We start from the raw sequence: 13,175 nt of genomic DNA on the forward strand, positions 1-13,175 counted from the left end.
AGCAGTACGGGACGCAGCGTGACATCTTATACTGCCTGTGCCCCCGGTTTCCGGATCAAGCCGTGGAGCGCTCGAGAAAGAGACGGCAGGAGCGCAGCACGTCATCGGAGAGGGGGGTGCCCGCGAGCGCGCGGGCCAGCGTCAGGCCACCGACCATGGTGGAGAGCACGGCCACCGCCCCTCCCGCCGGGTCAGCGGCTCCCGCCTCCTCGAGGTGCACGGCGAGTTCGTCGGCCATGGCGCCGATCTCCGCGGCAAGGGCTTCTCTGACCGCGGCGTCCTCCCTCGCCACCTCGCCCAGGACCGCGGGGAGCGGGCACCCCGCCTGCGGATTGTCCCGGTGCGACCGCGAGAGGTAGGCCCGGACCACGTCGCCGACCCACTCCGCGCCCTTCTTGCCCGCGGCCCCCGCCGCGAGCAGCGCGCGCGAGTTCCTCAGGGTCTCCCGCAACGCCTCAACCACCAGTTCACGCTTGGAGGGGAAGTGGGCATAGAACCCGCCCACGGTCATATCCGCTCCCCCCATGACATCGGCGACGCTGGCGTTGGAGATCCCTCGCTCGCGCATGAGCGCTCCCGCCGATGTGAGGATCCTCTCTCGGCTCTTCTCTTTCCTCTCGGCTTTCGCGTTCGCCATGGCTTTCCTCCCGTCCCGTACGGCCTGCTCCGCAGCGGAGCACTACGATTTCATCCTTGCGGTGAGGAACCTCTCGAAGTCCGGGGGCGGGCTGGTCTTTTCGCGCTGCCTGAGCTTTATGGCCTCCGCGCCCTCACAGGTCGGGGTACATACCCCGCAGCCGATACACAGGCCCTCGTCCACCACCGCGATGCCATCCACCAGGGTGATGGCCTTCACCGGGCACCTATCCTCGCAGGTACCGCAGCCGATGCAGTCGTCCGCTTCCACGTAGGCCACGTAATTGGAGCGCGCGTACGTCTCCAGGCCACGCTGCGACCTCACCCGGAAGAAGCCACAGCAGCAGGGGCAGCAGTTACAGATGGTGTGCAAGGTGCCCTCCACGTTGTCGCAGACATGGACCAGGCCCTCCTCCGTCGCCATCTTGAGCATCTCCAGGGCCTCATCCCTGGTCAGCTCACGCGCCTTACCCACCTCTACCATGTAGCGGCCCAGGCTGCCGAAGTGCATACAGCGCTCGGTGGGACGGTCGCAGCCCTCGCCGGTGTACTTGCCGATCTGGCGGCACGGGCAGTGGCCCACGGCCATGAAGTTGGTCTCCTCGAGCTTCTGCACGACGGCGTCGAAGGGCAGCACCTCGGATGAGTCCTCGAAAGACTCGGCGATGGGGACCACGCGGATGAGCGGTATGTTACGCGCCATCTCCTCGCCGAACCCCTCGTCGATGTACCGTTTCCACAGGCGGCTCAGCTCGCGCTTGGTCGGCGTGTCCTCGCCGTCTAGGAAAGGGACCTCCACGAAACCCACGATGCTGGGGAGCAGGCGGTAGATCCTCTCCCGGCCCGGCTTCTCCGAGGTGAACACGGTGCCGCGGTGGGCCATGGCGTCCAGTATCTCCGCCATACGCCCGGCTTTCTCCGGCAGAGCCGCCTCGACATCGGCCAGGGTGCGGTTCTCGTAGAGGGCGAGCTTCAGGGCCACCTCTGCCTCTTCGCCCGGGTAAAGTATCTTCAGGATCGCGATGAGAGTCGGCGACATGGGCACGCCGGCGATGGCCTTGTCCAGGTGCCTTCCCAGTTCCTCGTAGATGCTCTCGCTCATACCGTGCTTACCTCCCGGTCACTCCCCGCCGCTGCGGATAAGTTAATATTATGATGATAATATTATCTTCATAATATTAACGCAAGGGGTCGACCGCAGTAGGCCAGGTCCTGTTCTCCGCGTTTTGGGCAAGGGGTCTTCTGCAACTCTAGTCTTGCGGGATGCTCTAGAGCCTGGCCTCCTGGGCGCTGGCCGAGGCGGTGTTGGAACGGCCACGGAAGGTAAGGTGCCAGGTCTTTGATCATCGCGCAAAACCGCTGGTGCTAACTGGGAACATACCGGGGTATCCAAAGAACAAGACCTGATCCCTTAGATCTACAGGGTCCAGGCGGTGTCGAAACCATCGCGGACGGCGTTGTAGATGCGCCCGGGCCGGCGCGCGTCGCCGACGACGCGCACGCGCGGGAAGCGCCCCGCGAGTTCCCGCGCCAGGCGGTCGTCGCTCTTCACTCCCACCGCCAGGACCACGGCGTCCACCCGGCGGGTGGTACGAGCGCCGGACTTCACGCGCTCCAGCACGATCTCGCCATCGCGTATCTCCACCAGCCTGTGGGAGGTGATGAACTCCGTATCGTGCTCCCGCAGCCTGCCCAGGACATCCTCCAGGTTCTGGAAATAGGCGCCGGGCCCTATCTCGTCCAGCATCTCCACCACCAGCAGGCGGTTGCCGTCCTCCGCAAGTTTTTCGGCGGTCTCGAGGCCGGTAAGCCCCGAGCCGATGACCGCCACCGACTTCCCCCTTAGCTCCACCGTCCCCTCCAGCACCTCCCTGACCGTGCGGACGTGCTCCAGCCTTACCCCGGGGACGTCCGGCACGACGGGATCGGCTCCAGTTGCCACGATCACCGCGCAAGGGCCCAGCTCCTCCAGGGCCGCGGCGGTTCCCTCGGTATCGAAGCGGATCTCCGCCCCGCCGCGCCGGGCGGCGCCCTCCAGGTCCTGGATGCACCAGTCGATCTTGTCTTTCTTGGGCGGCACCCCCGCCTGCCTGAGCTGTCCGCCGGCGCTGCCGCTGCGCTCGAGGACCACGGTCCTGAAGCCACGGGAGGCCAGCACCTCGGCGGCCGCCAGGCCGGCCGGGCCGGCTCCGACCACCGCCACCGTGCGCCCGCCCCCGTCCCGCCGCGGCTCCGCCGTCTCCCTCTCCCGTCCCAGCCGGGGGTTGACGGCGCACTCGAGGGGAAGCCCCTTGGTAACGTTCTCCACCAGCGACTCCATGCAGCGCAGGCAGTTGATGCAGCGCACGATCTCCTCCGGCCTGCCTTGCTCGGCCTTGGCTGCCCAGGCCGCGTCGGCCAGCAGCGGCCGCCCCAGGCCGATGAAGTCCTGGGTGCCCTCGGCGAGCTGGGCCTCGGCCTGCTCGGGCGAGCGGATGAGGTTGGCCGCGATGACCGGGATTGATACCGCTTCCTTCACCGCGGCGGCCAGGTACTTGCGCCAGCCGCACTCGAAGGACATGGGCTCCAGCCACCAGTTATAGGTCTCGTAGCTGGCCGAGGTTACGTCAATGGCGTCTATACCCGCGCGCTCCAGGTGCCGTGCCATCTCTACCCCCTCCTCCAACTGGATACCCTGGCCTGGCTCGCCGATGGCGCGGCAGAACTCGTCCACGCTCAGCCGGACGGCCAGGGGAAAATCGCTGCCGCACTCGCGCCGGATACCGCTCACTATCTCCAGCAGGAAGCGCATGCGGTTATCCAGGCTGCCGCCGTACCCGTCGCGGCGCCGGTTGCTCTGGGGGCTCAAGAACTGCTGGATGAGGTAGCCGTGGGCCCCGTGCAGCTCCACGCCGTCCGCTCCCGCCAGCTGCACGCGCCGGGCGGCACGGACGAAATCCCGCACCAGGCTCCTTACCTCCCATCTCATCAGCGCGCGCGTCCTCTGGTTGTAGAGGCGGCTGGGCACCTTGGACGGACCCACCACCGCGGGCCAGCGTATGTTGTGTACCATCCAGTCGGTGACCGAGGCGGGGACCTTCCCGGTGAGGGCGAACATGCCCGGGAGGAGCCTGTACATGCCCGGCCACAGGCGTCCCATGAGCTCGATCTGCGGTGCGGTGATGCCCATGAGCGAGAGGCCCTGGCGCCCGGGATGGTGGAGCTGGCAGAAGATCCTGGCCCCGTGGGCATGGACGCGTTCCACCATGGCCGCGAAGGGGGCGATGTGGCGGTCATGGGCCATGGAGAGCTGGCGCGGTGCCGTCGCCCCGTGGAGGGTGTTGACGCGGGTGGCCCCGGTGATGATCAGGCCCACGCCGCCCCGCGCCCTCTCCTCGAAATAGTCCGTGATCTGCCGTGAGGGGGTGCCGTCGTAGCCGGCCATGCCCGTGACCATGGGGACCAGGACGGTGCGGTTCCTGATGGTCAGGCTCCCGATGTCCGCCTCACTGAAGAGAAGAGGGTACTGCACCATGGTTCTCCTTCACTCCCCTCCCGTGACGGTTCACTATTATACACTCTATACTGTCCATTCTCCGCGGGCGCTCTGTGCGGGGACAGGTGGGCACGCGGGAGGTCCAGCGCCGCAGCCTCCTCCCGCCATATGGCCCGCACGGGACCGGGTTACCTGATGGAGGTCCCGCGCAGGCCGCGTATACTGGTCCTCCGCTCAGGTGGATGTGGAATCCGAGGAATCCGGTTGCGTGGTCTCTCCCGGTGGCTGGGCCCCCCGGCCGCCAGGACCGCCCGGGCCGCCCATGGCGGGGTTGATGATGATCCGCGCGGCTACGGACTCATCGGAATCGCCGGGGATCACCATGACGCTGTCCCCCACCTCGATGTCGCCGACACCGGCCGTCTCGCCCTCGTCCAGTATCTCCGTGGAGGAGTCTATCTCGAAGGTGCTGGCCTCACCGGACCTCACGTCCTCGACGGAGATGCTGGAGGAACTGACCGCGGTCACCTCGCCCATGGCGCCCATGCGGCCCGGCATCGCCTGCCCCATGTCGCCGTTAGGCTGGTCCGGCACCACTTGCTCTCCCTGGCCGGCACTTCCCACCGCAACCTGCTTCTGCTGTTCGTCGCCCCCGACCGCCATGCCCCCGAAGAAGCTCCCCAGGCCCACGGCCATGATGAGCGCGCCCACTCCTACCGGTTTCAGCCAGGCCCGCGGCTCTTTACCCTGTGGAGTCCCCGGGGCCAGCGGCTGATAGGCCGGCACCTGCCAGGCCTGCGGGTTATCCCGCGCATACTCTCCTTCCTCCGCCAGCGGGACCTGCTGGGTCTGCTGCGCCTGCTGGGCCTGCTCCGCCTGGTCTGCCTCCTCCGTTCGCTGCATTCGTTCTTCCTGCATTTCGCCCTGCGAGCCCTCGGTCTCCATTTTTCTTCCTTTCTCCTCACCCGGACGCAACCGCCCGGGGACCGGTCCTTACACGATCCGACTCCTGTGCCCCTAAATCTGGGGGTCAGAAGTTAAGGATTTATGGGCGGAAGGTGGTGAAAATGGAAAATCCCGCCCTGCATCCATACTCCCGGCGACGGGACGGAAACCCATGGTCTTTGCCCTTTATAACCACCTTGATTTGGGTAGAATATGGGTGTGCCGGGACAAGGCTTGCCTGCGCTCAGTGGGGGTTTAACGGGATGGATGCTCATACGCATACGACCGTGGAGGATATCATGCACGGCACGAATCGTCTCCTCCGCCTGCTCTACCAGCCATACAAATTCCTGGTCTTTGCTCCGCTGTTGGTCCTCTCCACCTGCTTCTTCGTAGGCCTTGGCGTCATCCTCATCTTCCTCCGCGACGACCGCGCCGCCAACCGCATCGCGGGCGTGTGGTGGTCGCGCTTCTGTGCCTTCGTCACCCCCATGCGGGTCAAGGTGATCGGCCGGGAGAACATCGACAGGGACCAGTCCTATATCGTGGCCTCCAACCACCAGAGCTCCTACGACATCTTCGTCCTCTTCGGTTGGCTGGGCATCGACCTCAAGTGGGTGATCAAGAAAGAGCTGCGCAGGTACCCCGTGTTCGGCTACGCCACCTTGAAGGGAGGGAACATCATCATCGACCGCTCCAACCCCGGGGAGGCCTACAAGTCGCTGGAGAACGCGCGCCAGAAGATCCAGGGCGGCACCTCCATCATCATGCTCCCGGAGGGCACGCGCAGCCGCACCGGCGAGCTGGGCGAGTTCAAGAAGGGGGCTTTCGTCCTCGCACGGGAGCTGGGCCTGCCCATACTTCCCGTGAGCATAACCGGCACCCGCTCCATCCTGCCGCCGAAGACCCTCAACCTCTTCCCCGGCCGCGCCACCATGCGCGTGCACCCTCCGGTCGATATAGGGGAATACGCCGAGGGCGATATCGAGAGGCTGGCCGCGGACGTAAGGGAGGTCATACGCCAAGGGCTCGAGGAGCGGGAATGACCCCGAGAAAGAGGAGGTAGTCCGTTGAACATACCCGAGACCTTACTCTACGCGGCGATAGTCGGCTTCTGTTACTTCACCATCCTCTTTATCGTCGCCACCATCATCGAGGACAACAGCATCCTGGACATCGCCTGGGGGCCCAGCTTCATAGTCACCACCTGGGTGGTGCTGATCGTAAACGCTGTCGAGGGGGCGGAGGGCGTGCTCATCGGCGCCCGCCAGTACCTGGTGGCGGGATTGGTTACGGTGTGGGGGCTGCGGCTGGGGATTCGCATCTTCCGCCGCAACCGGGGGCGGGGCGAGGACCCGCGCTACGTCAAGTTCCGCGAGGAATGGGGGAAGTACTTCGTGCTGCGCAGCTACTTCCAGCTCTTTCTCTTTCAAGGCGTCATCCTCATGCTCAACGTCACCCCCGTGCTGCTGATCATGGCGGGCCTGCGGGACGGCCTGGTGTGGTCCGACTACCTGGGCCTGGCCATCTGGGTGGTGGGCTTCCTCTTCGAGACCGTGGGCGATCACCAGCTCGACTCCTTCCTCAAGGTGCCGGAGAACCGCGGCACCATCATCGACAAGGGGCTGTGGAGATATACGCGCCACCCCAATTATTTCGGCGAGGCCACCATGTGGTGGGGGATCTTCGTCATCGCCGTCAACCAGCCCTGGGGGTGGATCGGGGTCATCGGGCCGTTGGTCATCACCTCCATGCTCCTCTTCGTCTCCGGCATCCCCATGACCGAGAGGCTGATGGAGAAGACCCCTGGGTGGGACGAGTACAAGCGGCGGACGAGCGTGTTCATACCCTGGTTCAAGAAAGCGGGCTGATCGACTTCCTACGATATGATCTCGAGTTGTCGGACGCGGTCTTGCCGCGGCCTGACCCGACGGACAAGGGGGATGAGATGAAGAGATACGTCATCGCTTATTTCTGTTTCCTGCTTCCCATGCTGGCCATCGACGCGGTGTGGCTCTTCACCATGTCCAAGAGGTTCTATTCCACCCACATCGGCTCCCTGCTGGCGGACTCCCCGCGGCTGGCGCCGGCGGTGGCCTTCTACCTAATCTACGCGTTCGGGGCCTCGGTGCTGGTGGTGGTGCGGGCGGTGGACGAAGGCTCCGGCTACCTGCGGGTGCTGCTGTGGGGGGCGCTGCTGGGGCTCTTCGCCTACGCCACCTACGACCTCACCAACCAGGCCACCCTGAAGGAATGGCCTACCCTGGTGACCGTGGTGGACCTGGCCTGGGGTGCGGCGCTCACCGGCGTGGTAAGCATCATCTCGGTCGCGCTCACCCGCGCCTTCCTGTAGGTGTGGCGCGCCACCTGAAGGGAGCGTGATGCAGACGATGCAATACCTCGTGACCAGGCAGGTCGGATACACCCTGTGGGTGGAGATCCACAACCCCCACGTCAACTTCCTCACCGTGGACATCCTGGAGGAGCTGTGGGAGGTGGTGAAGTCCGTCAAGGCAGACGATTCCGTGCGGGTGCTGGTGCTCACCGGGGGAATCGAGGACACCTATATCATGCACTTCTCCATCCCCGAGCTGGCGCGCACCTGTGAGGAGAACAAGACCTCCCCTTTCGCCAGGATGGCCAGGGGCCCGCTGGGACGCGCCGTCATCGACTGGGGCAACACAATGAACTCCCTGGTGATGGACCACTTCCCCGCGGTGGAGGAGCTGAGCCTCCGGCAGACCAGGAAGCTGAAGGACCGCTACTTCACCCTCTTCTTATGGCTGCAGATGACCCGCCTCTACCGCGCCGTGGAACGCCTGAACAAGGTGACCATCGCGGCCATCAACGGCCCCTGCAACGGCGGGGGCACCGAGTTCGCCGCCTGCTTCGACTTCCGCTTCATGGTGGGAGACCAGGGTTTCACCATCGGGCAGCCGGAGGTGCTGGTGGGCATCGTGGCAGGCGGGGGCGGGACCCAGAGGTGGCCCCGCCATCTCGGTCGGGCCAAGGCCCTGGAGTGGATGCTCAAGGCCAACCAGCTGACGGCCCAGGAGGCGAAGGAGTGGGGCATCATCACCGACTGCTTCGACAAGGCCGAGTTCAACGACCGCGTGCAGGAGTTCGCCGACCTCATGGCCCGGCGCCCTCCCGTAGCCGTGCACGCCATCAAGCGGGCGGTACACGAAGGCATGGACACCTTCCTTGCCCGCGGCCTCATCGTGGAGCTGCTGCAGAGCCTGCGCGTCTTCGACACCCGCGACGTGGAGAGGGCCATGGCCGACTATGCCCGCCTGCTCCAGGAGAGGGTGGATGTCCCGCCGCAGGAGAGGATGCCGGTGCCCGAGCTCATGGATATCATGTACAGGGAGGAATTCACCCGCGACTTCGAAGGTAGTTAACGGGGTCAGGTCTTGGGTTTTGGATTCCATATAATGGTATCCAAAACCCAAGACCTGACCCCACCTATAGAAGGCTGGTGGAGTTGTTTATAATTATCTTCGGGGCAGCGGCGACATCATGATAGGCGACCAAGCGGCTGTCCTCCCGCATACAGGGATTGCGCGGAACAGCAAAGGACAGTGATCATGGGCTCGGATTCACCTCATCAGGTCTCCCGCGGCGGCGGGGAGGAGGACGTCCTCGAGAGGCAGCGCTTCGTAACGGATATGGGGGCGGGCATCGACTGGATAGCGAAGGACCCCTACCCCGTCGACGCGGTCAAGAACAACATCGAGAACTACATCGGCACCGCCAGGGTGCCCGTGGGCCTCGCGGGCCCGCTGCTCATCCACGGGGACCACGCCGACGGCGAGTTCTACGTGCCCCTGGCCACCACCGAGGGGTCGCTGGTCGCCTCCTACAACCGCGGCATGCGGGTCATCCGGGAATCGGGTGGATGCCGCGTCAAGGTCTTCGAGGACCACATGGAGCGCGCCCCGGTCTTCCGCTTCACCTCCCTCGCCGCCGCGGAAGACTTCACCCGCTGGCTGGCGGAGAACCGCGCGGTGATGGAGGGCGCCGTCGCCAAGACCACCTCCCACGGCAGGTTGAGCGACGTGGACGTCTTCAACCTGGGAAGGAACGTCTACGTACGCTTCGGGCTCTTCACCGGGGACGCGGCGGGGCAGAACATGGTCAACCTGGCCGTGAGCCAGATATGCCGGGACATCCGGGAGGCCTACCCGCGCGCGGGCGAGGTCGAGTCGTTCAACCTGGCCTCCAAGTTCTGCTCCGACAAGAAGTACTCGCAGATCAACGTGCTCAAGAGCCGGGGCAAGAAGGTCTCGGCCGAGGTGGAGATCCCCGCGTCCGTGCTGGAGGAGCGCCTGCGCACCACGCCCGAGGTCATCCTCGACAATTTCCTGAGCGGGACCCTCAGCGCCATCTACGCCGGCTGCGTGAGCAACGGCTTCCACGCCGCCAACGGCATCGCGGCCCTCTTCATCGCCTGCGGCAACGACCCCGCCAACGTCGCCGAGTCCCACGTGGACATCCTCGACCTGCGGCCGGCCCCCGGCGGGCTCTACTTCGGGGTCACCCTGCCCTCGCTCATAGTGGGCACCGTCGGGGGCGGCACCAACCTCCCGACCCAGAGTGAGTCCCTGAGCATCCTGGGGTGCAAGGGGGCGGGCAACGCCCTCAAGTTCGCGGAGATAACGGCGGCGGTGGTGCTGGCGGGCGAGATCTCCCTGGTGGGGGCCATAACCTCGGACGAATGGGTCGGGGCCCACGAAAGGCTGGGCCGCAACCGCCCGGTCGAGGGAAGCTAGTCCTCGAACGAGATCTCCCGTTTCAGGACCTTGCCGGCGGAGTTCCTGGGCAGCTCGCCCACTATCCTTATCACCCGGGGATACTTGTACGGCGCCACCCTCTCCTTCACGAACCGGCGCAGCTCGTCCGGTGACGCCTCGGCCCCTGGCCTGAGCACCACCGCCGCCCCCACCTCCTCCCCCAGGTCCGCGTGGGGGATGCCCAGCACCGCCGCCTCCAGCACGGCGGGGTGCGAATAGAAGACCTCCTCCACCTCGCGCGGATAGACGTTGTAGCCGCCCCGGATGATCATCTCCTTCTTGCGGTCCACGATGAAGAAGTAGCCGTCCTCGTCCTGGAGGGCGAGGTCGCCGGTGTGAAGCCACCCTCCCCTCAGGGTGGCCTCGGTGGCCTCGGGCTGGTTGAGATACTCCTTCATAACCCCCGGCCCGGAGACGATCAGCTCCCCCACCTCGCCCGGCGGGACATCGTTGTCGTCGTCGTCGACCACGCGGGCTCGGAAACCCGGCACCGGGAAGCCGATGGATCCGGTGCGGGCGCGGCCGGGCGGGTTCTCGAGGCAGGTGGGCGAGCACTCAGTGAGGCCGTAGCCCTCCATGATCCAGGTCTCGAAGAGGGACTCGAACCTCCTGAATACCTCCACGGGGAGCGAAGCGCCACCGGAGACGCAGAAGCGCAGGCTGGAGCGGCGTGGGGGAGATGTGCTCGCCAGCTCAACCAGGCGGTTGATCATGGTGGGGACGGCATAGAGGACGGTGCTCTCCTCCTCCTCGATGGCCGCCATGGTCTCGGCGGGGTCGAAGTGGTCCCAGAAACGCAGGGTGAGGCCGCTGAAGACGGAGAGGTTGAGGGCGTGGGTCTGACCGTAGATGTGGAAGAGGGGCAAAGCGGAGAGGACTACATCGCCGGGCTCGGTGGTGCGCAGCCCCGACACCGCCAGCACGTCTCCCATGAGGTTGCCGTGGGTCAGCACCGCCCCCTTGGGCAGGCCCGTGGTGCCGCTGGTGTAGATGATGGCGAAGGGGTCGCCCGCCGCGGTGGCGGCGTAGGTCACGCCGCTTCGCCCGCGGTCGAAGACCCCGCTGAGCGGCACGCACCCGGCGGAGACGTCTTTCCCGTTGACGATGCGGATGCTCATGTCCGGAAGCGATTCGACCACCGGCATCGCCTCCTCCAGGTAACCGGCGTGGCCGATGAAGGCCCTGGCGCCCGAATCGCTGAAGATGTGCCGCAGCTCCCCCTTGCGGTAGATGAAGTTCACCGGCACCACCACCGCCCCCATCCTGGCCAGGGCATAATAAGCCAGGACCCATTCGATGGAGTTGGGCATCATCAGCACGCACCGGTCACCCGGCCGCAGGCCCAGGCCCCAGAGGCCGCGCACCAGGGCGTCGACCTCGCGGTCCATCTCGAGGAAGGACAGCGACTCGTCCTCGAAGACGAGCGCGGTATGGTCGGGAATGCGGGCGGTGGTCTCGATGAGAAAATCGGCCAGGTTCATCTCTTCTGATCCCCCTCATCCAACTCTTCTTCGGCCGGCATGGACGATGCCGTCAACTCCTGGCCAGTACGTCCCCGGCCAGGACCTCCGGCCGGTAGGCGCCGCCCTCCACCGCCACTCTGCCGTTCACCAGCACGTAATTTATGCCGTCCGGGTACTGTTGAGTGTCCTCGTAGGTGGAATTGTCCCGGATGGTCTCGAAGTCGAAGACGGTGATGTCCGCCGCGGCGCCCGCCCTGATGACCCCCCTGTCGTCGAGGCCGTAGCGGGAAGCGGCCAGTCCGGTGCAGCGGTGCACGGCGTTCTCCAGGGTGTAGTAACCGAGCTCCTTCACGTAATGCTGGAAGATGCGCGGGAAGGTCCCGAAGGCGGTCTGCGGAGCCGCCCCCTTCTCGGGGAAGAGCACGTCCGCGCCCACGGAGAGCTGGGGGTGGTCCTGTCCGTGCAGGAAGACCTTCTCCGACCACGGCTTGGGCGGGATGCCCATGAGGAACCCCGCCGCCCCCTCCTCCTCGATGGCCAGGTCGCAGAGGAAGTCGAAGTTGTCCTTGCCCGCATCCCTGGCCAGGTCGACCACCCGCTTCCCCTCCATGTAGCTGTTCTTCTCGCTGCCCACCGAGAGGATGGAGAGCATCTTGTAGCTGAGGCAGCCGATGTAGTTGGTAGCCCAGGAACCTGGTTCCCATTGCGGCCAGCTGTCCTTGACCGTCTCCACGTCGTGGCGGATACGGGCGCGCTGGGCCGGGTCGGCCAGGCGGCGCAACAGCGCCTCCGTGCCCCCCATGAGCGCCCAGGGCGGGAAGAGCTGGGTGACGGTGGTGTTGCCCATGACGTAGGGGATGAAGTCCAGCCCCACGTCGGTCCCCTGCTCCAGGGCGCGGTCCACCGCCTGGTAGCCCTTCTTGAGTTGTGTGTTGGGTATGCCGGGCAGGGGCACCACGCGGTTGGCCTTCTCGAAGAAACCCACCAGCTCGTAGATGATATCGCCCATGCGGCCGAAGTACGGAACGGCCATGAAGTGGCTCACCTGCAGCGAGGCGCCACTGCGCTGCGCGATCTCGATGGCCTCCTCGACGGCGCGCGCGAAGGTGTTGGTGATGCTGCGGATGTGGGTGACGTAGCGGCCGCCGTACTCGTGCGCGACTTTGGCCAGCTCCACGATCTCGTCGGTGTGGCAGTACATGCCCGGGAAATAGGTGAGCCCGGTGGAGAACCCGCGGCAGCCATCCTCCATGTCCCTGCGCAGCAGCTCCTTCATCCTCTCCAGCTCGTCCTCATCGCTGAAGCGGGCCTCCTCGCCCATGACCGCGATGCGGAGGGGGCCGTGCGCCGAAAGGGGCACGAAGTTGAGCGGCAGGCCCCGGCCCCGCATCCACCCGTTGAACTCCTTAACCGTCTCCCACTGCGGCTCGAAGGCGTCGGAGACGCCCATGGAATGCAGGGTGGAGCGGAAGAGCGCTGAGTTCTCCGGCAGCCAGGGTGCTACCGACCAGCCGCAGTTGGAGACCACGCTGGTGGTGATGCCCTGCCGCAGGTATGGCTCGAAGAGGGTCACGTAGTCGTCACGGATGACGAACATGTCGTTGTGGGAATGGATGTCGATGAAACCCGGAGAGACCACCTTGCCGGAGGCGTCGATGACCCGCTGCGCCTCCGCCCCCGGAAGGTCCCCCACCTCGGCGATCCTGCCGTCCTTCACCGCAACGTCGGCAACACGCGCCGCCGCTCCGGTGCCGTCCACCACCTTGCCCCGCTTGATCAACACGTCCAGCACGATAAACCCCTCCCATCCGGTGCTTTTCCTCTATTTATATCCATGGGGCGTGACGTTGACAACGACGGCAC

Annotated in this window: 11 protein-coding genes; 5 read left to right on the forward strand and 6 right to left on the reverse strand. The window is 65.7% G+C overall.

What is annotated here, in order from left to right:
* Positions 1 to 55: 55 nt before the first annotated feature.
* From AB1384_13330 to AB1384_13345, 4 genes are all read right to left on the reverse strand, one after another.
* A complete protein-coding gene (locus tag AB1384_13330; GenBank protein MEW6555254.1) occupies positions 56 to 637 on the reverse strand; it encodes a TetR/AcrR family transcriptional regulator in 582 nt (193 codons plus the stop codon).
* 42 nt (positions 638 to 679) lie between these two features.
* Positions 680 to 1,738 (reverse strand): 4Fe-4S binding protein, encoded by a 1,059-nt coding sequence (locus AB1384_13335; GenBank protein ID MEW6555255.1) that lies wholly within the window; start codon positions 1,736 to 1,738, stop codon positions 680 to 682.
* A 315-nt stretch (positions 1,739 to 2,053) separates the two neighbouring features.
* Complete coding sequence (locus AB1384_13340; GenBank protein MEW6555256.1) at positions 2,054 to 4,147, reverse strand: FAD-dependent oxidoreductase; 2,094 nt, start codon at positions 4,145 to 4,147, stop codon at positions 2,054 to 2,056.
* 198 nt (positions 4,148 to 4,345) lie between these two features.
* On the reverse strand, positions 4,346 to 5,014 hold the full coding sequence (locus AB1384_13345) for a hypothetical protein (GenBank protein MEW6555257.1): 669 nt from the start codon (positions 5,012 to 5,014) through the stop codon (positions 4,346 to 4,348).
* Between the two features lie 341 nt (positions 5,015 to 5,355).
* Here AB1384_13345 and AB1384_13350 point away from each other — a divergent pair, with 341 nt between their 5' ends.
* The 5 genes from AB1384_13350 (at position 5,356) to AB1384_13370 (ending at position 9,828) form a co-directional block, all read left to right on the forward strand.
* Positions 5,356 to 6,102: a lysophospholipid acyltransferase family protein gene (locus tag AB1384_13350; GenBank protein MEW6555258.1), complete on the forward strand. Its 747-nt coding sequence runs from the start codon at positions 5,356 to 5,358 to the stop codon at positions 6,100 to 6,102.
* Between the two features lie 24 nt (positions 6,103 to 6,126).
* Complete coding sequence (locus tag AB1384_13355; protein ID MEW6555259.1) at positions 6,127 to 6,927, forward strand: DUF1295 domain-containing protein; 801 nt, start codon at positions 6,127 to 6,129, stop codon at positions 6,925 to 6,927.
* A 77-nt stretch (positions 6,928 to 7,004) separates the two neighbouring features.
* Positions 7,005 to 7,409 carry a DUF2177 family protein gene (locus AB1384_13360; GenBank protein ID MEW6555260.1) on the forward strand — a complete coding sequence of 135 codons (405 nt, stop codon included), beginning with the start codon at positions 7,005 to 7,007 and terminating at the stop codon, positions 7,407 to 7,409.
* 28 nt (positions 7,410 to 7,437) lie between these two features.
* A complete protein-coding gene (locus tag AB1384_13365; GenBank protein ID MEW6555261.1) occupies positions 7,438 to 8,457 on the forward strand; it encodes an enoyl-CoA hydratase/isomerase family protein in 1,020 nt (339 codons plus the stop codon).
* A gap of 186 nt (positions 8,458 to 8,643) precedes the next feature.
* Positions 8,644 to 9,828, forward strand: coding sequence for a hydroxymethylglutaryl-CoA reductase (locus AB1384_13370; protein MEW6555262.1), 1,185 nt, complete (start codon positions 8,644 to 8,646; stop codon positions 9,826 to 9,828).
* On the opposite strand, the gene AB1384_13375 is transcribed toward AB1384_13370, so the two are convergent.
* Both AB1384_13375 and AB1384_13380 read right to left on the reverse strand, forming a co-directional pair.
* A complete protein-coding gene (locus AB1384_13375) occupies positions 9,825 to 11,330 on the reverse strand; it encodes a long-chain fatty acid--CoA ligase (GenBank protein MEW6555263.1) in 1,506 nt (501 codons plus the stop codon). The two genes, AB1384_13370 and AB1384_13375, sit on opposite strands and share 4 nt — an antisense overlap.
* Positions 11,331 to 11,382: 52 nt before the next feature.
* The gene (locus AB1384_13380; protein MEW6555264.1) at positions 11,383 to 13,104 is read right to left on the reverse strand and encodes an amidohydrolase family protein; all 1,722 of its coding nucleotides are present in this window, start codon (positions 13,102 to 13,104) and stop codon (positions 11,383 to 11,385) included.
* Positions 13,105 to 13,175 lie beyond the last annotated feature (71 nt).

The organism is Actinomycetota bacterium (assembly GCA_040757835.1).
GTDB lineage: Bacteria > Actinomycetota > Geothermincolia > Geothermincolales > RBG-13-55-18 > SURF-21.